The 22,490-nt window shown below is 44.1% G+C and carries 22 protein-coding genes; 20 read left to right on the top strand and 2 right to left on the bottom strand.

What is annotated here, in order from left to right; genetic code table 11:
- The first annotated feature begins 83 nt into the window (after positions 1 to 83).
- The 14 genes from R8G66_20240 (at position 84) to R8G66_20175 (ending at position 11,766) form a co-directional block, all read left to right on the top strand.
- Complete coding sequence (locus R8G66_20240; GenBank protein MDW3194720.1) at positions 84 to 638, top strand: hypothetical protein; 555 nt, start codon at positions 84 to 86, stop codon at positions 636 to 638.
- Positions 635 to 1,861, top strand: coding sequence for a hypothetical protein (locus tag R8G66_20235; protein ID MDW3194719.1), 1,227 nt, complete (start codon positions 635 to 637; stop codon positions 1,859 to 1,861). The genes R8G66_20240 and R8G66_20235 overlap by 4 nt, the downstream gene beginning before the upstream one ends.
- Complete coding sequence (locus R8G66_20230) at positions 1,858 to 2,232, top strand: hypothetical protein (protein ID MDW3194718.1); 375 nt, start codon at positions 1,858 to 1,860, stop codon at positions 2,230 to 2,232. Before R8G66_20235 ends, R8G66_20230 begins: the two co-directional genes overlap by 4 nt.
- Positions 2,213 to 2,707, top strand: coding sequence for a type II secretion system protein (locus R8G66_20225; protein ID MDW3194717.1), 495 nt, complete (start codon positions 2,213 to 2,215; stop codon positions 2,705 to 2,707). The genes R8G66_20230 and R8G66_20225 overlap by 20 nt, the downstream gene beginning before the upstream one ends.
- Positions 2,704 to 3,834, top strand: coding sequence for a type II secretion system F family protein (locus R8G66_20220; GenBank protein MDW3194716.1), 1,131 nt, complete (start codon positions 2,704 to 2,706; stop codon positions 3,832 to 3,834). The genes R8G66_20225 and R8G66_20220 overlap by 4 nt, the downstream gene beginning before the upstream one ends.
- Before the next feature lie 186 nt (positions 3,835 to 4,020).
- Positions 4,021 to 4,431 (top strand): prepilin-type N-terminal cleavage/methylation domain-containing protein, encoded by a 411-nt coding sequence (locus R8G66_20215; protein ID MDW3194715.1) that lies wholly within the window; start codon positions 4,021 to 4,023, stop codon positions 4,429 to 4,431.
- Positions 4,432 to 4,435: 4 nt separating this feature from the next.
- Positions 4,436 to 4,885: a hypothetical protein gene (locus R8G66_20210; protein MDW3194714.1), complete on the top strand. Its 450-nt coding sequence runs from the start codon at positions 4,436 to 4,438 to the stop codon at positions 4,883 to 4,885.
- Positions 4,882 to 6,276: a GspE/PulE family protein gene (locus R8G66_20205; protein MDW3194713.1), complete on the top strand. Its 1,395-nt coding sequence runs from the start codon at positions 4,882 to 4,884 to the stop codon at positions 6,274 to 6,276. Before R8G66_20210 ends, R8G66_20205 begins: the two co-directional genes overlap by 4 nt.
- The gene (locus tag R8G66_20200; GenBank protein ID MDW3194712.1) at positions 6,276 to 8,198 is read left to right on the top strand and encodes a type II and III secretion system protein; all 1,923 of its coding nucleotides are present in this window, start codon (positions 6,276 to 6,278) and stop codon (positions 8,196 to 8,198) included. The genes R8G66_20205 and R8G66_20200 overlap by 1 nt, the downstream gene beginning before the upstream one ends.
- Positions 8,199 to 8,261: 63 nt before the next feature.
- A complete protein-coding gene (locus R8G66_20195; GenBank protein ID MDW3194711.1) occupies positions 8,262 to 9,425 on the top strand; it encodes a hypothetical protein in 1,164 nt (387 codons plus the stop codon).
- Positions 9,418 to 9,924, top strand: coding sequence for a hypothetical protein (locus R8G66_20190; protein ID MDW3194710.1), 507 nt, complete (start codon positions 9,418 to 9,420; stop codon positions 9,922 to 9,924). The genes R8G66_20195 and R8G66_20190 overlap by 8 nt, the downstream gene beginning before the upstream one ends.
- Positions 9,921 to 10,886: a hypothetical protein gene (locus R8G66_20185; protein MDW3194709.1), complete on the top strand. Its 966-nt coding sequence runs from the start codon at positions 9,921 to 9,923 to the stop codon at positions 10,884 to 10,886. The genes R8G66_20190 and R8G66_20185 overlap by 4 nt, the downstream gene beginning before the upstream one ends.
- Before the next feature lie 11 nt (positions 10,887 to 10,897).
- On the top strand, positions 10,898 to 11,377 hold the full coding sequence (locus R8G66_20180) for a hypothetical protein (GenBank protein ID MDW3194708.1): 480 nt from the start codon (positions 10,898 to 10,900) through the stop codon (positions 11,375 to 11,377).
- A complete protein-coding gene (locus R8G66_20175) occupies positions 11,359 to 11,766 on the top strand; it encodes a hypothetical protein (GenBank protein MDW3194707.1) in 408 nt (135 codons plus the stop codon). Before R8G66_20180 ends, R8G66_20175 begins: the two co-directional genes overlap by 19 nt.
- Before the next feature lie 65 nt (positions 11,767 to 11,831).
- Here the strand turns inward: R8G66_20175 and R8G66_20170 are convergent, their stop codons facing one another.
- Positions 11,832 to 13,973 (bottom strand): DUF5916 domain-containing protein, encoded by a 2,142-nt coding sequence (locus R8G66_20170; protein MDW3194706.1) that lies wholly within the window; start codon positions 13,971 to 13,973, stop codon positions 11,832 to 11,834.
- Positions 13,974 to 14,172: 199 nt separating this feature from the next.
- On the opposite strand from R8G66_20170, the gene R8G66_20165 reads away from it, so the two are divergent.
- The 5 genes from R8G66_20165 (at position 14,173) to R8G66_20145 (ending at position 19,875) form a co-directional block, all read left to right on the top strand.
- Entirely contained in the window at positions 14,173 to 14,511 is a 339-nt protein-coding gene (locus R8G66_20165) for a hypothetical protein (GenBank protein ID MDW3194705.1), read from the top strand.
- 169 nt (positions 14,512 to 14,680) lie between these two features.
- Positions 14,681 to 17,716 carry a glycoside hydrolase gene (locus tag R8G66_20160; GenBank protein ID MDW3194704.1) on the top strand — a complete coding sequence of 1,012 codons (3,036 nt, stop codon included), beginning with the start codon at positions 14,681 to 14,683 and terminating at the stop codon, positions 17,714 to 17,716.
- Positions 17,717 to 17,928: 212 nt separating this feature from the next.
- Complete coding sequence (locus R8G66_20155) at positions 17,929 to 18,102, top strand: hypothetical protein (protein MDW3194703.1); 174 nt, start codon at positions 17,929 to 17,931, stop codon at positions 18,100 to 18,102.
- 43 nt (positions 18,103 to 18,145) lie between these two features.
- Positions 18,146 to 18,949: a DnaJ domain-containing protein gene (locus R8G66_20150; protein MDW3194702.1), complete on the top strand. Its 804-nt coding sequence runs from the start codon at positions 18,146 to 18,148 to the stop codon at positions 18,947 to 18,949.
- Positions 18,950 to 18,987: 38 nt separating this feature from the next.
- Positions 18,988 to 19,875 carry a polysaccharide deacetylase family protein gene (locus R8G66_20145; GenBank protein MDW3194701.1) on the top strand — a complete coding sequence of 296 codons (888 nt, stop codon included), beginning with the start codon at positions 18,988 to 18,990 and terminating at the stop codon, positions 19,873 to 19,875.
- A 3-nt stretch (positions 19,876 to 19,878) separates the two neighbouring features.
- Here R8G66_20145 and R8G66_20140 read toward each other — a convergent pair whose 3' ends face one another.
- Positions 19,879 to 21,576, bottom strand: coding sequence for a serine hydrolase (locus tag R8G66_20140; protein ID MDW3194700.1), 1,698 nt, complete (start codon positions 21,574 to 21,576; stop codon positions 19,879 to 19,881).
- A gap of 109 nt (positions 21,577 to 21,685) precedes the next feature.
- On the opposite strand from R8G66_20140, the gene R8G66_20135 reads away from it, so the two are divergent.
- On the top strand, positions 21,686 to 22,411 hold the full coding sequence (locus R8G66_20135) for a LytTR family DNA-binding domain-containing protein (GenBank protein ID MDW3194699.1): 726 nt from the start codon (positions 21,686 to 21,688) through the stop codon (positions 22,409 to 22,411).
- The last annotated feature ends 79 nt before the right edge of the window (positions 22,412 to 22,490 follow it).

Raw genomic sequence — 22,490 nt, 5'->3', positions numbered from 1 at the left:
TGAGGGTTAGATGGTTTTGCCTCGTGAACATGCTATCTTTGTAGATCGTATAAGTAGAAGCGAACTAAAGGAAAAGCCAGGAAATGATGAGAAAACTAGGGATACCCATTATTGTAGCATTTTGTCTCACAAGTTGCTCCGAGTTACTGTTTTGGAAGAAGGAGGAGGTGAATGTCTATCAGACCATTCGTGTAGATCAAGGTGAGGAATGGATAGAATGTGAGATCACCGATAAAAAGCCCGGAAATGTGGATTCGGATTTGACTTATTTCTGGATCAAGCAACGCATGGTTCAGTCCACACGTGGTGATTTTGGCGGACACTTACTGCATGGTTCCTTCAAGCGTTTTTATGCCGATGGGTCGTTAAAAGAAAAGGGGGTATTCCGATATGGGCTGAAACAAGATGTCTGGAAAACCTGGGATGTTAATCAGTCGCTGATTTCGGAATATCAGTATAACAAAGGTAGAAAAGACGGCCCGTTCCGGGAATTCCAAGCGGGACAGCTGGTCAAGTCAGGTACTTATCAGAATAACGAATACAACGGCAAGCTTAATTTACATACAGATCCTGCCATCGAAGCGCTGGTTTACAAACAAGGGGTAGTTACAGACACGGTATTTCAACGTACCCAGTGATCAGGTTAAAAGCAGGTGTGCTGGCTTATACAATGGCGGTGAGTTTGGTTGTTTCGATCATTCTCAGTTCCCTCATTCTACTGGGTTATTACACCCGATTGGAAAGCCTGCAATATGACATTAACCTTAAAGTAGATTCGAACCTGCAGTCTGCCGAACAACTAGCCTTAAGCAATCCTGAATCATTCGATTATTTTCAGCAAAAACGTCTGGATTTATTTGGTGAAGGAGAGGATACCGTAATGCTTGAACGCAGGCCATGGGGGGTATTCGATTATTTCAAGATCACGGCCAGGCACGGTCGATTCGAGCGCACTTCCTATTTTTCTATCGCTCATGTGCCTTCTGAAAAAGCGCGAAGTGCCTTGTTTCTGGTAGATGAGCGAAGGCCCCTTTCAGTCGTTGGAAGTACACGATTGACCGGTACAGTCTATCTTCCGCAATCTGGTATCCAAAGTGCTTATGTAGAGCGCGTAGGCTATCAAAATGACAGCCTTTTTTATGGGACGCGGCTTACAAGTGATGGCGACATGCCTGAATTGAATGATAAGGTTATGGATGCCATAGAGGAAGTGAGGAAGTACCCCCATAGGGTCAGCTATCGCGAACCATTTAATCTGGAGCAAAAATTCAGCTCAGATACCTTGATCCGATTCCGTTCTTCTCGGATGAATGTAAATGATACATTGAATGGATTCATTTGGATTGATGCCCGTAAAGTGGTGTTGGATAGCCTTTGTCGATTGGATAATGTGCTGGTGACCGCAGATGTTATTGAGTTTAAAAATGGATTTGAGGGGAGTGGGCAGTTTTTTGCTGAGGACACCATCTATGTAAGATCAGGCGCTAAAGTTGATTATCCCAGTGTGCTATTTGTTTCGAGTGGTTTATCTAATGGAAGTATCCAGATCGAAAGTAAGGCAGAAGTTCAGGGTATAGTCGGTGTTGACGGAGATGTCAACAATTACTACCAAAGACATATACATCTGCATCAGGGAGGGAAAATTTCAGGAGCCATCTATTCACATGGTTTTTTGGAAACTTATGGTGATATCGAAGGACATGCCACCGTCCGTAAGTCGCTGGTAAATGCTACATCAGCCATCTACGAAAACTACTTCCTGAATGCGAAGATCGATGGAACAAAGCAAAATGAACATTTCCTTGTTCCGCCATTGTGGTTTTATGAAGACGATCGAAAAGTACTGCGATGGTTAAAATGAAGAATAGCGGAAAGTTAGCGGGGCATACGATCATCGAAACGGTGGTGAGCATGACGATCGCCAGCATCGTATTTTCTCTGGGGTTTTTGACCTATCTGAACGTAGCCACTTCCCTCGATCAGGAATATCGCGTCTTCCTTCAGAATGAAGTGAATTATCACCTTGACTCGTTGACTTCTTTGTATGAAGTCCCGGAAGAGTTGGATTATGTGGCTTTCAATGGTCTGGAAATTCATTTTGAGAAAGAACCCTACGAGCAGTACGACCATGTTTGGCTAACCCAATGCCTGTTGACTGACTCGTTGCAGAATGAGGTCATCAGTCGTAAATTGTTGTATAAAAGAGAGATTGATGATGAGGAAGAGGATTAGTAAATTATCGGCATTCACGCTTTTTGAGTTGATGCTGGTCATGATCCTGATCAGCATCATCGTAACAATCCTAGGATCGGCATTGTACAATGTCAATGGTTTCCACAAGCGACTAAAAGATCGGGTGGATACAGTAGGCAGTTTCAAAGCGTTTAAGTATGCGATCAATCGCGATTTCAACCGAATGAAGTATTATGAGGTCACAGATCAAAAGTTGATTTTTACCAATGGGATCGATTCGGTTTTTTACTCCTTTGGAGAGAATATTGTCCGACAGCAAAGCGTCAGGGTGGACAGTATACCGGTGGAGGGCACACTTTTCTTCAATGATTCAATCACTTCCATTCGATTACTATTAGGAGAAAGAACGACCCAGATCAGACTACCATCTGTAAGCTCGGGGGTGTTGTCCTACAAATCAACTTCGTTAGAAACTACAGATGCCTCCGGTACTAAAGAAGAAATAACAGAATGAAGCTAGAAGATTTTTCCATTCCGGTAGAAGCTGCCGAAAAACCCGAGAAGGAATCCATTTGGAACCGAGATATTTCATTTGGTGGAAATAAGCTCACCGATAAGCACAAGGCCACATTTTATCATCAACTCAGGACCCTGGTAAGTTCAGGGGTTGATATCCGATCTTCATTGGAGTTGGTACGGGATCAGTTCAAATCCAAGAAATCTATCGCCATTATTCAGCAGATTATCGATGAACTGATCCGTGGAAAATCGCTTTCCGGTTCTTTTGATTCCTCCGGGAAGTTCACGAATTACGAAATTTTCAGTCTCCGAATAGGAGAAGAATCAGGGCGATTGGTAGAAGTACTTGATACGCTCGCAGGCTATTACGATCAAAAATTGGAACAGTCGCGCCAGTTGGTCAATGCGCTATCCTATCCGGTGCTGATCATCTTGAGTGCAGTTGGTGCCATTTCGTTCATGATGCTGACTATAATTCCGATGTTCGAAGAAGTCTTCAAGCGATTTGGTAGTGAGTTACCCGCACTGACAAAGACAATCATCGGTTTTTCGGGATTCATCAATACCAACATCTGGTTGATCTTGTTTGCAATAGTCTTATTCATCGTTGCTATCGTGGTTTTACGCAAAAACGCCCGTTTCAATTTCGCGATGGAGGCCATCATGATGAAATTTCCTTACATCGGTCAATTGTACATGGACATTCAACTGTCCCGTTGCTCAGCTTCATTGGCGTTGCTGACGAATGCAAGCGTACCCCTGACCCGGGCCCTGGATTTTGTCAGTCAGATGATGACCATGCAACATCTACAGGACGCTTTGGAAAGGGTGGGCAAACAGATCGTACGTGGACGACAGTTGCATGAAGCCCTTGCACAAGAAACAATTTTCGATAAAAGCTTTGTTTCACTCATCAGAGTAGGGGAAGAGGTCAATAAGCTGGGTGAATTTTTTGACAAACTTTCTGTGGAATATGCGAACAATGCCAGTTATCGAACCAAGCAATTGAACACGGTTTTGGAGCCTGTGATGATCGTGTTCCTAGGGTTAATGGTAGGTATCATTCTGATCGCGATGTACTTACCTATGTTTCAGTTATCAACGAGTATGGAGATCAATTAATGACAATTTTCATCGATACCTGGATTCTCTTTTTGCATATTTTGCAAATTCCGAATCTTTTCGGTAAAGTTGCTTTTACAAAACGTCAATCAAAACAACGTATTTTCAGTTTCCATGTGACATGTGGATTTGCATAATCGTTCACTAATTTTGACGCGCGAAACGGCATTAATGAATATATAGACCATGAAAAAGACCAGTAAATTAAAGGCTTTCACCTTGTCTGAGCTTCTCGTAGTATTGGTGATTATAGGAATCCTGGTATTGTTGGCATTGCCCTCACTCATGCCATTGATCTCCAAAACCAGGTCCGTAGAAGCCAAACAGCAGCTTAAGTACCTGCAATCCTTAGAGAAAACTTATTTCTTCGAGTATTCACGGTACAGCGACGATTTTATTGCACTCGGGTTCGAACAACGGGCATTGGTTACGGATGAACCTCCCGGAACGGCTAACTACTTGATTGAGATCGCAGATGTAAATGCTTCCGGGTTTTTAGGCAGGGCTACTGCCGTTGTAGATTTCGATGGAGATGGCATTTACAATACCTGGGAAATCGACCAGAATGGAAATTTGGTAGAGACCCAAAAAGACTAATAAGATGTGGCTCCAAACCGCAAGCCTTTTGACCCTGTGTCATGTCGCGTTCACCGACTTCAAAGCAAGGTATGTTCATATTCTGACGGTAGTTGCTTTGCTAGCAGTGACGGTGGCTCGATTGGTTTGGAATGATACCTGGTACTTGTGGGAATACTATGTGCTGAATTTGATCTTTATCGCTTTGATTCTGCTGGTAAGTATTGGGGTAGTCGCACGAAAAAAAGCGATTCAATGGCATCAGGTAATGGGTATTGGTGATTTGCTGTTTTTGTTCATGATCTGTTTTTGGTTTGATACCATGACCTTCGTGATCTATTTCAATGCTTCGGTTGTTGTTGCGATGATTGCCCATTTTCTATTGCGCAGGATAACCGCTTATCGAGCAGAAGAAGGCGTACCATTTGCAGGCTATTTTGCTTTGGTGTTAATGATCTTTACCGTCTTCAAATGATTGATATTTCCACGGACCTCAAACAATTACTGACTACTGATCAGGCACATTACTATCGTATCGTGCCTAAATCAGCATCGGCAGATGAAATGGTATTTTATCGGGATGATTCTTTGTCTCTCAATGGCACCATCAAAGAATTAGAGGTTGTTTTTGGAAAAACCATCCGTATTGAGCAAGTCTCCAAGTCAGAGCTGGATCGGGCACTCAATAAATTTTATCTCAAGAAAACAGAACAACATAAAAGTGAGCTGTCGCTTTCTTCCTCCAATTTCCTCAACGAGTTGATCCAGGAAGCTGAAACCCTAAAGTGTAGTGATATCCATCTGGAGTCTTACGAGGACAAATGCAGGATTCGTATGCGACTGGACGGAAAACTGGTAGAACGGTTCATCATTCCGAAGCATGATTATCCGGAGTTTGTCAACAAGCTCAAGATCATGAGTAACCTGGATATTGCTGAAAAACGGTTGCCACAAGATGGGCGGATCATGATCAAGGAAGGAGGAAAGCAATTTGATCTACGGGTTTCTGTATTGCCTACGCTTTATGGAGAGAAAGTTGTACTCAGACTATTATCCGATGAAAGTTCGGCCCTTTCGATCGAAAAGCTTGGCTTGTCCGGAAAACAGAAAGAGGTTTACCTCAACAGCATTGCCAAACCACATGGCATCATACTGATCAGTGGCCCTACGGGATCGGGAAAAACAACCACACTCTACGCAACACTAAAGGAACTCAATGACAACATGCGAAACATTCTTACGATCGAAGATCCGGTAGAGTATACCCTGGAAGGGATCAATCAGGTTCAGCTAAAAGAAAAGATAGGCCTGGATTATGTGGCTGCCTTGCGTACGTTCCTGCGCCAGGATCCTGACATCATCATGGTAGGAGAGATCAGGGACCTGCCGACAGCAAAAATGGCCATTCGAGCTGCATTGACAGGGCACCTCGTGCTTTCCACAGTCCACACCAATTCAGCCTGGGGAATCATTACACGTATGCTGGAAATGGGGATTTCACCCTTTATCCTGGCCGACACCATCAACATTGCCATTGCGCAACGATTGCTGCGAGTGCTTTGTCCGGATTGCAAGAGAAGTGTGGAACTGGGTGAATTGCCTTTTGAACCATTGCCGGGAGTGGAGCAGCATTTTCATGAGCCAGTCGGCTGTGATCACTGTTATGGTACCGGTTATCGAGGAAGAAAAGCTATTTATGAAATGATACCAGTGGATCACCAAATGCAAAAGTTCATCAAGAACATGGATGAAGCTCCCAATGAAGAAGCGATCCAGGGGCGAATCGGGACGTTGAAGGAAAGTGCTATTCAGCTATTCAGCAACGGCGAAACAAGTTTAGAAGAAATTTTACCCTACCTCGTCTGATGAGATATTATTTAATCATACTGATATTTTTGGCAGGATCAGTCGCGTATGGACAGAAACAGGACCGTATCGCGAAATTGGATTCTACCCTGACCAGTCTTTCTACGGTAGTAGGTGGTTTAAACGAGCAGGTAGACTTCACCTTGAACAATGCACCGATCCATGAGTTGTTACGGACAATGGCCGAGCAACACTTGCTCAACATCAATGTACATCAGCTCCCTAACCTCAACATCACCAATAATTTCAATTATGCGACTGTCAAGGATGTGCTGGTATTTATCTGTCGCGAATATGATCTGGAAATTCAGTTTGTCAATAACATCCTGACGGTTCGTCCATACAGTTTCCGCAAGCCGAAGCCGATCGTGATTGAATACGATAAAAGTAGGGACCAGATCAGTTTCGATCTGCAAATGGACACATTGGCTTCTGTGGTAAAAGCAATTACCGTAAGTACCGGAAATAATGTGCTAACCACTCCGGAGGTGCGCAATTCACTGGTGTCTGGTTTTGTAGCATCATTGGACTTCAATACAGCCATGGAGCAATTTGCCGTAACCAATAATCTGGAGATGGACAGGTCAGATTCGGGGGTTGTGGTATTCCGACAGGCCGAGGTAGTGATTCCGAATAACAACCCAGGGAATCAACAAGCGCAGCAACCCAATAATAGCCGCATAAGAAGAAATCAAGGTACTGCCAATCGTAGGACGCGGGGAAATGGACCTTTCACATTGAAAACGATCAAAGAAGGAACGGATACTTATCTGTCACTGGAAGCACAATCGGCTGATGTTTCCGAAGTATTGTCTGCGGTTGCCCAGGAATTGAAGGTGAATTATGCAGTGCTTGAGCCGATCCAGGGAACACTGGAAGGTTATTTTGCTAAAATTACTTTTGACCAGTTTCTTTCTTTTGCAACAGAAACGGCTGGCTTTACCTACGGTAAAAAAGGGGACGTCTACCTCATTGGTTCCAATCAGAAGACAGGCCTGGCAGAGGCTACGGTCTATCGGTTTAAAAATCGAAGTGTGGAAGGCGTGGATCAGATGATCCCGGCTTCATTATCGGCAGGTTTGGATATCGGATTGTTGCCTGAATTAAATGCCTTGCTGGTCACAGGCGGAGAGCGTGATGCGAATATGCTGGTAAGTTTTTTGGAGCAGATTGACGAGCCAGTACTAAACGTGTTGATTGAAGTAATTGTTACAGAGGTCAATAAAGGATCTACGCTAAATACAGGCGTTCAGGCGTTTTTGGCAGATTCAGTCCCGAGTACCAGTGGTCAGGTATTTGGTGGGGTAGATCTGACTTTAAGTTCAAACTCTCTCAATTCTATTATCGCTAACCTAGACACAAAAGGAGTGGTGAATCTGGGAAGAGTCACACCAAAATTCTATGCCACCATTCAGGCAATGGAAAACAACAACGACCTGAATGTAAGGTCTACTCCAAAGTTGTCGACGATGAATGGTAATGAAGCCGAATTGACCATTGGGCAGTCAGTCTATTTTTTGATTGAGACACAAAACGTCACTGGAGGGATCAATCCTATTGTAACACGTTCACCACGATATGAAAAAGTAGAAGCGAATCTGGAGATCAGCATTCTGCCATTTGTATCAGCCAATGAAGATATCACGCTTTCTATAGAAGCTGAATTTTCTGATTTCATTGATCCTACAGTGGAAGGAGCGCCTCCTGGTAATGCAACCCGAAAATTCATCAGTAAAATAAGGATAAGAAATGAGGAAATGATTGTTCTGGGAGGCCTGGAAGAAGTGTCTAAATCGGAATCAGGAAGCGGAGTGCCGTTTTTATCCCGGATTCCTGTTTTGAAGTGGTTGTTTAGCTCCAGAAGCAAGAGTGAACGGAACAACAGACTGGTCATCTTTATTAAGCCAACCATCGTTTACTAATTTATTAGAAATGAGTAACGATCTGATCATATATTCATCGCCATTACAGAAACAATGAGTTTATTGGATCCTATATTATCCAAACTTAGAGGGCGTGAGGTCGCGGCGATCAGCTTTTCACAAGAAGGTGAAGACTGGGAAACCTATGGCTGTGTGATGGATCTTGATAAGGATCAGATCAACCTGAGATCACAAGATCATTTTGTTGCTCAAAGTAGGGTGGAAACCTGGCTTTCCTCCGTAAAGGACCTGCCTTTGGTAATAGGCATTGCTAGCGATGAGATACTGACACGTAAGGTGGAGGCGAAGACCCTTCCGAAAGAAGAGCTGCTTAAGTTGATCATTCCTCAAGCGCGACCGGAAGAATTTTTCATGCAGCAGGTAGACAACAAGCATGGAACTTTTGTGTCTATCATTCGAAAAAAGCGATTGAATCAGATCCTGAAAATCATTCCGGATACGAATCAAGTTGTGAACATTTTCCTGGCCCCTTTGCCGTTGATGTTGCTGGCCAAAGGGATGAAGCATGAAGCATCGGAATTAGGTGGCTTCATGTTCCGCATGGAAGGGGATGAAGTGGCACGAGTCGATCATGTTGGTAAGCAAACTACGGCTGTCGCCATTTCGGAAGAGGAAACTTTGGAACAGGACATTTTGCTGAGTTATGCAGCTGGCCTTAATTATCTGGTAGACGCACCGGTTCCTTCCGATTTCAATAGAAAGCTAGCGTTAGAAGAATACGCCCACAAGCGCTTCTTGTCTAAGTTTGGCACCTATGTGCTAGGTGCAATTTTCCTCATTTTCCTCATCAACATATTTTTCTTTTTTCAGTTAAGTCAGGAAAATGAACAGCTGGTTCAGGAAAACTCCAGTTTGTTGGCAACTCAGAAACAGGTGGAGGAGATGGAAAACTATTTGGCATCCTATCAGGACTTGTTGGATGCAGGAGATCAGTCCGTTTTCACCAGGTTTTCAGATGAGTTAGGGCATTCTATACCTTCCTCCATACAGTTGAATAAGCTTATTGTTCGTCCGCTGTATCTGGATGAGAAAAAAGCCATTGAAAAAGAAGCATCGATCTGGATTGAGGGCCTTTCAGAAAATGCGGTCGCCTACGCAGACTGGATTGACCGGATCAAGGACCTTGATTGGGTGGATGGGATCAATGAGAATACTTACCGGCAAGGGAAGTTCCAGTTGAAGATCACAATAAAATCGGATGTTTAAGGATTGGTCATACAAGCGGAAGAACCTGGCCTTTTTGATTGGAACTGGCCTGATTCTGGTGTTGGGGTATTTTTTCTCGATCAGTAAGACGCTTGAGATCAGAAATCATAATCAACTTCTGCAAAGAAGTATCGTCAATGCAGATCAACTTTATCGCAAATCGGCGGTATTGAAAAGAGATAAGAAAAAAGTGGATTCCCTGCTGCAACATCTGGATTTACAAGGTGGTGAACAGTTACTGCTGCGTCAGCTCACGCGTTTGAGCAAGCCTAACCTCACCCCACTCGTAGAATACACGGAAGTACAGAAACGGGATACCAAAGAAAAATTTAACCTGTTCAGGTTCAGTGGTTCCTACCGGGAATTATTGAAGTTGCTTCAGGAAGTTGAAACACGGCGATTGGGAGGGGGGCTGGTCTCCATCCGCTTTGATACAGAAACCAATCGTAGAACACGCGAGACAAAACTCTATTTGGCACTTTATTTCCCCATAGAATGAAACATGCAATCGTAAAAAAACTGGGATGGACCCTGATCTTGTTCGTAGCCATGATTATGATGACCTTCATGGGCTGTGATGATATTATTGAGGATGATATTTCCAATGATGAAGTAGTGTTGTTTGCTCCTTCAGAGGGAGTACAGTTGGATTCCGGGAGCGTCACTTTTGTATGGGAAGCGCTGGAAGATGCATTAGATTACCGGTTGTTGCTGGTTTCTCCCGATTTTGAGAATCCTGCGCAGGTTTGGGCCGATACCATTACCACAGCTACCAATTTTACTACATCATTAGGGCCTGGCACCTATACCTGGGGAGTTAATGCGGCCAATTCGGTCTACACCACTGCCTTTTTTACTAATTCTTTCACCATTGTTGAAATAACCGACCCGGATATCTCAGACAGAGCGCCTAATTTGATCTCTCCTGCGGCAGACCTGGAAGCCGACGCGGGGACTTTTGTGTTTTTGTGGGACACCATTCGTGATGCGAATAATTATAATCTGCGAATCGTAAGCCCCTCCTTTGAAAATATTAGAACGGTTATCGCCGATACCATAACCGCTTTGTCCAACGCCAGTGTTCAATTGGATTCCGGTGTTTATGAGTGGGGTGTTCAGGCCATCAATACCAGTTCTTTATCGATGCGTTCGATTCGGTCTCTTACAATAGATGTGGCCTTTGAAAACCGGGCTTTAGAGATTTTATCACCTTCGGAAAATGCCACTTTGGATTCTGGATCGGTAGTTTTTATTTGGGAGCCCCTCCGTGATGCGGATGCTTATGAATTTCAGTTGGTGACGCCTACATTTGATGCGATCAGTTCGATCATTAGTGACCAGGAAGTGACTGAGGATCGGGTTTCAGTCAACCTAAATCCAGGGAGTTATCAATGGAGTATAAGGGCCGTGAATGGAAATAAGAAAACCGAACGGATCGTCCGATCATTGACGGTGGAGTAAGTACAATAGGTTTGAAGAACAAGAAGAATCTATATTTTCTGGTACCTGCGGTACTTTTCATCTGGGGATTCATCATCTATCGGATTGTGGATTTTACCTCCGATGGTGAGACTGATTTTGCCCCTAGAACTTATGTTACACCACTGCGAGAAAGTCAGGAAGCGGAGACCTATCAATTGAAGTCGAGGTATCCTGATCCTTTTTTAAAACAATTGGCTAGTGCCGAAAAGGACAATTTTGAGGAAGACGATTCTGAAAAACAAACACAGTTGCAAGAAACACCCGTTCCTGAACAACCATTGGATATCAAATACCGGGGTTTCATTGCCAAAAGTGGCACCGATACCAGGATCGCTTTAATGGTGATCGAAGGGACAGAAGTCTTCCTGAAGTCTGGCGAGCGATACCAGAGCTATGTCATCGACACCATCGTGTCAGATAGCCTGGCGGTGATTGTGGAGGGCAAGAAAAGGTGGGTGAGGAAGGAGTAGAAGCCAAGATACCCACAGCGATCGTGAAAGACTTAAAGTATAGGTTGTCAATAGGGTTTTGGATCGTATTTGCCCTTGTGGTATTTATTGCACTTTTTAACCGATTTATGATTGAGCGGTCCTCAGAAAAGTATTACACCATTGGTGTGATTACAGAAATATATATCACTGGTAAAGATGTCGGTAAAAAGTACGAGTACTTCATCGATCATGTGAGGTATGAAAGTATTTGTACATCGAATGAATGTATTGATTCCGAAGTTGGACAGAGGTTTGTTGTGGAATACGTTGTAGACAAGCCAGAATGGAATCTTGTTTTATTTGATGTTCATGTCCCCGAAAGTATTGTAGCTCCAGTAGGAGGATGGAAAAGCAGGCCAGCGTTTTAAGTTGATGCCTGGTCTTCGCTTCTCGCTGAGACCATTAGAGATTAACCTATAATTCACTGCTCAAATCAATGCCGCCACAAGTAGGAAGCCTTGAAAAATAATCCCTGTGCTTTGGCGGTGTGTCGACTGCCTTCAAAATACTCCCGCGTTTCAGGATCCCATTCCCTACGGTCCAGTACAGCGCCATACCCGAAATGAACTACTGTTCCTGGAATGTATGTAAATGAGGCCAGGAAGTTAGGAGACAACACCTGAGTCAATGAATTGTATTGTACAATCGCTCTGAAAAACATGTATTTGTTAATCTGATAGGTATTGCGCGAAGAGAGAATGTGAATGTCAAAGTATTTCTCACCTGTTTCTGAATTGAAAAGATTGGTGTAATTGTACCGCCATTCGGAATTCAGGTTATCTGAAAATTGGAAGATAAGACTGCCACGAATAGATTTTCCACGCCCTTGTTCAGATTCACCATAATTGGGCCGGCGTTGCCAACGGTAATTCCCGGAAATAAAGATCCGTTTGGTGAGTTGTGAACGTGCATCCAATGAAATGCTGCTCCGGTCAAACTTCTGACCTTCAAATATTTCATTAGAAGAATTGGCCGACACATTTAATCTGGTGTTGCGAGGTAGGGTAATGTTCGTGCGAGTGAAGTAACTGTATTCATACAGGCCGCTGGGCTTATCCAGGGTGTAGGATACATAGACCAGCGGATCGATACGCTTGATGAGGCTTTCTTTGGGATAGAATTTGGGGCTGTAGAATACATTGTATTTGACAATGCCTGTGCGAGTAACAAAGCCAACAGCTGATTGAAAGTCTTGTCCGATGTTGGTGTATCCACCTCCGTAATTCACGGTTCGGTTCCTTACTGAAAAATTGGCTGCCGCGGCGTGTACATTAGTTACTGAAGCATTGATGTCTTCCCGGGTCCCAGAATTAAATAAATAGCCACTGACAAGGCTTGCGTCGTTGATTCGATATTGCCCATCCAGACCATAGACCAAATTGAAGAAATCGTCCTCATTTCTCCCGGTCCAGAACCCGCCTAGATAACTGTCTCGGGTAAATGCTCTCTTGTAACGAACTACCCCTACATTGGCATTATAAGCTGTATCCAACTCATCCACCGCACCAATCACTGAAATGATATTGGAGTTGCCAATTTTTCCAGTGAGCTTTCCTGCCGTAATGGGATTGACGATGGACCGGGTATTGACAATGTTTCGGATTTCAGCTCTCCCGGAACCTCCGGCATGCGTAAAGTGTTCACTCCCTTCCTGAAAAAAGGGTCTCCTTTCTGGGAAAAACACCGGAAATCGTTGGTTCACTTCTACTTGCAAGGCATCCGCTTCCACTTGACTAAAATCTGGATTGTACGTGGCATCAAGAATGAGGTCAGAAGTAATGCCATATTTTGCGGTAAGACTAAGATCTGCCTGGTCATCGGCGATAGTTTCACCTTCTTCCCGAATTTTAGAATTCCCGTAAGTCACGGCAGGCAATAATTCAAGCAAGGTCGTTTTCTTCACTCGATCGAAGTGCAGCGGCATGGTTTGTGTAAGAAAATTAAGTCCTTGTCCCGGATCCAGGGCAGGGAAAGTGCCTTGCGTTGAGAGTCGGCTGATTCTTCGTTCGAAGATTACACCCATGTCCACCTGGCCGTCTTTGACGGCATATCGAATGCTTTTAAAAGGAATTTTAATTTCTACGGTATACCCTTCATCATCAATTTGTCCTGCGCTGTACCAGATCATATCGATCCCAGCATCATCCCGACCTCCAGCAAAGCGAGTATCCATCTGGATTCCATTAGGATTGATGTAAAACCCGTAAAGTGTTTGTCTGTCGTTGAAAGAGTCCAAATTGATGCATACCCAATCATCATCCTGAATTTTATCGCGGGCCGCCACAGAAGTTTTGATCATGTTCGGTTCATCGAAGCACTTAAAGGCGAAGTAGAGGTTTTCTTCGTCGTGGGACCAGTAGGCAATGGTCTTGTGTTCCATTTTTTGAGAAAAATCCGGAACAAAAGTTTGGAACCCGGTGACTTGTCCGGCTTGCTGCCAAACGTCATCATTCAAGATTCCATCGATGACGGGTGGATTTTCTGCGTAAAAAGAGTTTCGTCGTTCGCCAGGATTAGCGAATACGATTGCCCCACAAAAAAGTAGTAAACTGTAGTAAAAAAGTCTGAAAGACATGGTTAATCCAATACAAAATGCAAATTTATGTAACCCGGTAGATGCAAGTGAATCTATTACACGAATGGAAGAATGCGAGGTATCGGTGTGTTTAGATCTACCGATTTCAATTGAGAGGATTAATAATTATTTACATTAAGCACTAGCTGTTCATTGAAGATACCGGACTGCAGGAGCTGGGCCTTATATCCATTTAGAAATGAAGATTGTGAAAGAGTATGACCGCAACGAGTTGGTTTTTGATAATGCCATATCAAAATCCTTGAGGAAAAACGTAGTAATCAACGATGAAGAAATCACAATAGATTTTGATTCAATCATTGATACTCAATTTTCAGGAGGTAATATTGGCCAGGATTTCGAGGAGCTAAAAACTTTTCTAAAGTTAGGAATGTACTCAAGATCACCTTGTGGCGGATTTGTGAATTTGTACCTTATTGAGGGAAAGAATGGTGGAAAGTACATCCTGTTTTCAGGCGTAAACGAAGTAGCGAATTCTCATTATATCGTGACAATTCACAAAATTTTGAAGAAATAGTCACCCCATGCAGACATCTGAAAAATAGTTAACCCAATATCGTTCGTGAAAGAAGGATTAAGCCTTCGTAGAAAAGTGTAGGAAGGATCAATGAAATCCACAGACGGCTAATGTCATTTGCCGGCCTCGCTGTAACTTGTCCTTTAGCAACCCAAACCTTGATTTCAAGATGAGATTTCTCAAAGTAATACTGGTATTGGTCCCATTGTTTGGATTCACTCAATTACCAGCGCAATCCATTGATCAGTCCAACTACCAGGAACTAAAGTACCGCATGATTGGTCCTTTTCGGGCAAGTAGAACCGTGGGAGGCGAAGGGATACCTTCACAGCCAAATGTGTTTTTTGTAGGAGTCAATAATGGCGGGGTTTGGAAAACAGATGACTTTGGTCGGACCTGGAACCCCATTTTTGATGATGCGCCCACGGGCTCTGTAGGCGACCTGGCGGTCTCTCCGGTAAATCCTGACATCATTTACGTGGGAACGGGAGAAGGCTTACACCGGCCAGACCTGGGTGTTGGAGATGGTATATTTAAGAGTACCAATGGCGGAAAAACCTGGAATCACATTGGGTTGTCCGATGTACAGCAGGTAGGGCGCTTGATCATTCATCCTACCAATCCGGATATTGTTTTTGTGGCGGGATTGGGCCATCCCTATGGTGCCAATAAGGAACGAGGCGTTTTCCGAACCACCAATGGAGGTCAAAGTTGGGAAAAAGTGCTCTACATCGATCAAAATACTGGAGCCATTCAGGTAGAATTCGATCCTAATGATCCCAATATCCTATTTGCGGATATGTGGGAGCATCGGGAAGGGCCATGGGAAAACGCTCGCTTTTCAGGCGATAATAGTGGGCTATATAAGTCAGTGGATGGAGGAAGTACCTGGAAGCAACTGACAGAAGGATTACCTACTGCCGATGATGGTTTGGGAAGGATTGGTGTGGGAATTGCACCATCGAACTCAAAGATCATGTATGCGACCGTCGACGCAAGTCGAAATGGAGGTATCTATAGAAGTAAGGATGCCGGAGAAAGCTGGTCTTTAATTCACGAAGATTATCGCCTCTGGGGCCGTGGAGGTGATTTTGCAGAAATCAAAGTGCATCCAAAAGACCCTAATAAACTGTATGTAGGAAATATTGCTTCGTATACCTCGGATGATGGTGGTAAATCCTGGATGTCCATCAAAGGGGCACCGGGAGGAGATGATTACCATCGCATTTGGATCAATCCGGAACAACCCGATATCATGCTTTTTGTGACAGATCAGGGAGCTACTGTGACGGTGAATGCCGGTAAGACCTGGAGTTCCTGGTACAACCAACCCACCTCTCAGCTTTATCATGTCACCACTGATAATCAATTTCCCTATTGGGTGTATGGCGGCCAGCAGGAAAGCGGTGCCATTGGGATTGCGAGTCGTGGAAATGGAGGTCAAATATCTTTCAGGGAATTCATTGGGGTAGGAGCAGATGAATATGGCTATGTTGCACCAGACCCAAAAGATCCGAATATCATTTATGGAGGCCGTGTGATGAAGTTTGATAAGCGGACCGGGCAGTCGCAGAATGTCGCTCCTGAGGCAGTTCGATCGGGTAAGTATCGTATTTTAAGAACCATGCCTTTGCTCTTTCATCCGTCCGATCCTAACATGTTACTCTTCGCCACCAATGTGCTTTGGAAATCTCTGAATGGTGGAGACAGTTGGGAAATCATCAGTCCTGATCTCACCTACGAGCAACCTGAAGTCCCAGCAAGTATTGGAGGTTTTGCCACACCCCAAATGAAAACCATGAAAAGAAGAGGGGTGATCTATGCGGTAGCAGCATCTCCTTTGGATGTCAATATCATTTGGGCGGGTACTGATGATGGTAGGGTTCACCTGACCGTAGATGGAGGTAAAACCTGGAAAGAAGTTACGCCGAAAGCGGTGAAATCATGGGACAAGATCTCCATCATTGACGCGGGGCATTTTGATGAAAATACAGCCTGCATCGCGGTAAATGCCATTCGAAAAGATGATATGCGACCTCACATTTATCGGACTACAGATGGAGGTAAAACCTGGAAGAGGATCGTGAATGGTCTTCCTGATAATGGACCCGTTAATGTGGTAAAAGAAGACCCTAAACAAGATGGTTTATTGTTTGCCGGAACGGAACGACAAGTCTACTTTTCAGTGGATGCAGGTGAGAACTGGCAATCTCTACGTCAAAATATGCCCGCTTCTTCTATTCGGGACCTGGTCATCAAAGACAATGATCTTGTAGTAGGAACACACGGTCGTTCCATTTGGATCCTGGACAATATTTCGCCATTGAGGGGGCTGAGTGCGGCAGGAGAACAAGCTACTTTGTATCCGGTTGCTGAAGCCTATCGGGTACGTTGGAACATGTTCAGCGATACGCCACTTCCACCTGAGGAACCGACGGGGGAGAATCCGCCAGATGGAGCCATCATTGACTTTTACCTGTCCAAAGCAGCCATCAAGGTAAGACTGGACATACTGGATGCCTCAAATCAAGTCATCCGCTCTTATGCGAGCACGGATCAGGCAGAATCGATTGATACCACGAAGTTGCCACACCCCACTTATTGGATTCGTCCGTTTGAACCTCTTCATACCTCAAAGGGACATCATCGATTTGTTTGGGATTTAAGGCATGAACCTCCTAATGGAACGAATCGGCAATTCGCTATTGCAGCAGTATGGAAGAAAACCCCAAGCGGACCCCATGGACCATTCGTTGTGCCTGGAACCTATAAAGTTCGATTAACTGTAGATGGCAATGCTTATACGCAGGATCTCGCTGTAAAACTGGACCCGAGGGTGGCTGCTTCGGAGGCAGACATCAAATTACAGGGATTGTACTCCAAAAGATGCTATGATGGTTATAATGCTTTGCAGGAGATGCGGGAAGATTTGGAAGAACGTATTGCCGCAGGAGGTAGAACTTCAGCACTCCAGGCTTTAAGAGGTAGAGGTAACCCCGGAGAGCAGGATTTGCTTTACGGTAGTATTTATCATCGCGATCCCCAGGAAGAAACCATCGTCGGACTACAAGGAAAATTCATTTATCTAATGAACTTGTTGCAAGGTGCTGACGTAAAGCCTACGTCTCAAACCATGGAAGGAGTGAAGCAACTGGAAAAGTCGGTGGAGGTATTGAAAGAAAGGTGGAAGAAGGTAGTTAAGTGACAGCAATATTTAGATCTGTTATACTCTCTTCGTTATTAATCATTTTGTTGTTAATGATTGCCAGGACTTTTGTTCCTGAAATGAAGGAGTTTATGGATTTGGGGCCGATGTATTTTGTATATGTTTCTCTTTTTTTCCTCCCTTCACAACAGGTGATTTTTTCGTTGATTTCACTTGTTGTGTGGCTGCTGAAAAAACAAACCAAGTCTTTGATGAGTCAATTAGTGCTGTTGTTTATGTTGATTTATATGGTCTTCGTGGTGTTTTCCTATTGGGAGACCTACTTCTATCAACGTGAAACGTTTTTCTTCATTGCCATTATCTCGCTATACCTTACCATCACCAGTTTGCCGATCCTGCTAACAAAACGAACAGGAGAAGTGTGATTTCTCATTTTACTAACTTTCCCATTCATTCAATAAGACAATATTGCGTTCACATCATCTTCAGGTTCTAAGACTCACCGAAAATGCCTCCAAAGAGGAGATCAAGTCTGCGTATCGAGAGCTATCCAAGCGATATCACCCAGATGTGAATTCAGAAGCCGGGGCGCATGAGAAATTCCTGGAGATCAAGGCGGCCTATGAATACTTGACTGATGAGCGACCTGATCCACAGCTTGATGACTATTTTCAGTCGAGTCAGACGCAACAGCCATCTGAAGAAGAGATTTGGCGGGCGGAGCAGCGACGAAAAAACAAGGAGAAGGAACAAGAACGAGAAAGGCAGCAAGCGTTGTTGATCATGAGGTTGATACGATATTTCAGGCCGGTAGCATGGTTGATCCTGACTTGGAATGTACTGCTGACTGTTGATTATCTGTTACCGTACGAACAGCATGATCAGAACACCATGACTGTACTACAGGGAGTCGAGTACAAACGTGGGGGCAATAACCCTCGCTATGATCGCATCATTTTTGAGGAGTTCGAAATGAAGTTTGAAAAAGGTGAATTGCCTCGCAAGAGAGACCTTCAAAAAATAGATAGTACGATAGTGGAGGCTACTACCATTTTTAGAAAGCCTATGGCAGTTTACATTACCCAGGATGGCAATACAAACCGATACCAACAGGTCTACAATGTCTACATCATCTTTGGTTACCTGATTCCTATTATGTTGATAATGTGTGGGTTGTTCTTCTATTTCAAAAAGCCGCCCTATCGATTGAACGTTGCGATCCTAATGGTTCCCCTTACTTTTGTCCAACTGATTTTTTTCATCAGCCAATGAAACCTCTCTCTACACTTTTTTTAATCGTCATTTGCATATTGTCAATACAAGTTGGGTTTACACAAACCACAGCTGAGAAGCTTGGCTATGATAAAGACGCGATCCTTCTGATCTTACATGCTGATGATCTAGGTGTGGCCAATTCGGTGAATGCAGCCACCATTGCTGCATTAGAAGAAGGGACCATCAATTCAGCGAGTATCATGGTGCCTTGTCCCTGGTTTCCGCAGGCAGCAGCATACGCTAAAGAAAATCCGGAAATGGACCTTGGGCTTCACTTGACTTTAACGGCGGAGTGGGATGAATATAAATGGGATGGTGTATCCAGTGCCTCGGAGATCTCCAGCTTGCTCAACGAGGAAGCACATTTTCCTCCGTCTGTTGCGGAGGTGGTTCAAAGTGCGACCGTGAAAGAATTAGAAAAGGAACTCATTGCACAGGTGGAACGCGCCCTGGCTTTTGGGATCAAACCAACACATCTGGATAGTCATATGGGTACCTTGTTCCAAACACCCGCTTTTTTCGAAGCTTATCAGCGAGTAGGGAAGCGCTATAAGATTCCGGTTTTTATTCCTTATGGCCACATATCTGCCGCCCCTCAATTGGTGAACAGTATCATGAAGGATCAGATTCTTGTGGATCGTTTATTCTCGATCAGTCCGGCTATCGGCGAAAGAGATTGGAACGAGTATTACATGGATATTCTGAGGAACATGAAGCCCGGACTGAATGAGATCATCGTGCACTTTGCCTATGACAATGCAGAAATGCAAGCTGTAGCAGTCAATCACCCTGACTTTGGCTCGGCTTGGCGGCAAAGAGACCTGGAAGCTTTACAAAACCAGGCATTCAAAGACCTGATCAAAGAACGCAATATCCATCTGGTATCCTGGAGGGATATTCAGGAAGCACAATATGGGGAGTAGATACTAATTGACCTTCGGCGCTTCATATTCACCGCGCTGAAAGAGGGTCAGGCTGGTGATTTTTCCACTATCATCCTGATTAAACTCGACCTGCGCATTGATGACCTTGGCATAGAACCGGTTTTCACTGTAGGCAAAAACCTCAATAGGATCCTGGTCTGTGGCTTGAATGAACATTTGTTCATTTGTATGAATTACGGTCAAAAAGAAATCCTGGCGCAATTCGTAATCTCCTGTGTAGCTTTCAAGAACTTTTGGGTCAATCAGAACTTCAGGTACCAATTCCTCACGCGAAAGTCCAAGTCCAATTAATACTTTGATCCCAATTTCATTGTTAGGATTCAGTTCGATGGATCGGCGGTAGTTCTCAATGCCCCGAACAGTATCCCCGCTTTTGAGTAAGGCTTCCCCATAACTATCAAACGTATTGAAAGAATAAGGGAATAATTCTGTATTCAATTCCAATACCGCGATCGCTTTTGGGAATTCTTTGCTTCGCAAATATTGCAAGCCCAAAGCATTGATGCCATTTTCGTCTGCTTCAACATCATCATTATCTTTCATGGCCCTCGCATTTGAAATGGCCTCGTCAACCGTGAAGGTTGCGAATAGCTTTTTGAGGTGATAGGACAGTGGTCCTTTGGGCAGCGTGTAGGGTTTTCCCTTTAAAATGTTGTCCAGTGCCGTTGAAATTTCATCAAGTCGGAAGGCGTCCCCATGATTGGTGAGCATAATGTAAACTTCCTGGGTATCCAGAAATCGCTTGATAAACGTCCGGAAACCATTAAGCCCACCCGAATGCTGTACGGAATTCTCTTCTACATCCACGCCCCAACCTAATCCATAATTGGATATTTCACCATCATTGAGGGCGGTGGGAGCATATGCATCCATCAATGCGCTTTGAGAGACTATTTTTTCCGTGAACAGCCCTAAATGCCATTGGTGAAGGTCATCTACATTGGAGTACATTCCCCCGGCTCCGGTGGTAAGGATCTCATAGTCATTCAAGTCGCCCGAAGGAAAATAGCCAATGGCCCTGGGAGAGATTTCCGGCTTTGATTCATCATACACCAGTGTGTTGTTCATCTCCAGTGGGTCAAAGATGTTCTCCTTCATGAATACATGCAGGGGCTGACCAGAAACTTGCTCAATGATCATTGCCAGCAGTACATAACCACCATTGCTGTAGGAATACTTGTCTCCGGAAGGAAAATTCAGACTTTCCTGTTGCGTCAGAAGCGTATAGACATCCTGATTTTTTAGGTCTTTCTTATACGCGCCAAGCCCATAGTGATCGGGAATACCTGAAGTATGATTCATCATTTGGCGGATGGTGACGGCTTTGCCATAGTCTGGGAAATCCGGGAAAAATCTTGAAAGCGGATCATCGTAGGAAAGTAATCCCCTTTCTTTTAAGATCATGATTCCGGTGGTGGTGAATTGCTTGGATACTGAAGCCAGATAGAAAGCTGTTTCAGGAGTCAGCAATTCATTTTTTTCGTAATTGGCGATACCAAAAGCATTTCGATAGATTATTTCTTCTCCTTTTGCAACCAGGATCGTCCCGTTGAACAATCCTGTTTCGTGACAGTAGGACATCAGTTCATCGATCGCATCAGGAGTCGTATATTCCTGAACAGGTTGTTGGCCACAGCTAAAGCCGATGATGATCAATCCTAATTGCAAGTACTTTCTCATAGCAGTTATGTTAGTAATCTTGATCTCTTCGTATTCTGATCTTTCAGAAATAGAGAGTCCCACAGGAAGTTACATCAATTAACTTTGATAATTAGATATCTGCGCGCCCGTGAACGTCATAATTATTGATGATAACCCCTCCATGAGGGACAACCTGAAATCATTGTTGAAGATCTATGCCACTGATCTTGTGGTGATAGGTGAAGGCGGAGGTGTGAAAGAGGGGTTAGCGCTGCTGAGTGAAACCAGGCCCGATCTGCTGTTTCTGGACGTAGAAATGCAAGATGGTACCGGGTTTGATCTATTGGCCCAATTACTAGAAAAGCCACCCACCATTTTTGTGACCGCACACGATGCCTATGCCATCAAGGCATTTAAATTCTCTGCGCTGGATTATGTACTGAAGCCCATTGATCCCGATGACTTGATAAAATCGATCGGAAAAGCCAGAGAAAGATTGGATCAGGACATCAAAATCGGCGCCTATACACACAATGCAGCAAGCAATGAAAAGAAACTAGTGCTCACCGATGCACAAAATACTTATCTCATCAAGGTTTCGGAGATTGTTCGGTGTGAATCCGATGTGAATTATACACAATTCATATTAGCTGATGGCCGATCTATTCTGGTTTCCAGAACGCTGAAGTATTATCATGAAATATTAGAAGAATTCCACTTCTTCCGATGCCACCAATCGCATTTGGTGAACCTGGACCATTTTGACAGGTATGAGAAATCGGAAGGGGGAAGTATTCTGATGAAAAACGGAAGCCGGGTTCCTGTTTCTCTACGACGAAAGGATGAACTGATAGCTCTGCTTCGTAATTTGTAAGGTGAATACCGAAGCCTATTTGCGAATAATCAATGAATACTGGCGAATAATAATTGAGGGTTATACGGCCTTAACCAGG

Source organism: Cytophagales bacterium, from assembly GCA_033344775.1.
Lineage (GTDB): Bacteria > Bacteroidota > Bacteroidia > Cytophagales > Cyclobacteriaceae > JAWPMT01.
This window is presented reverse-complemented; position numbering and strand designations above follow the sequence as displayed.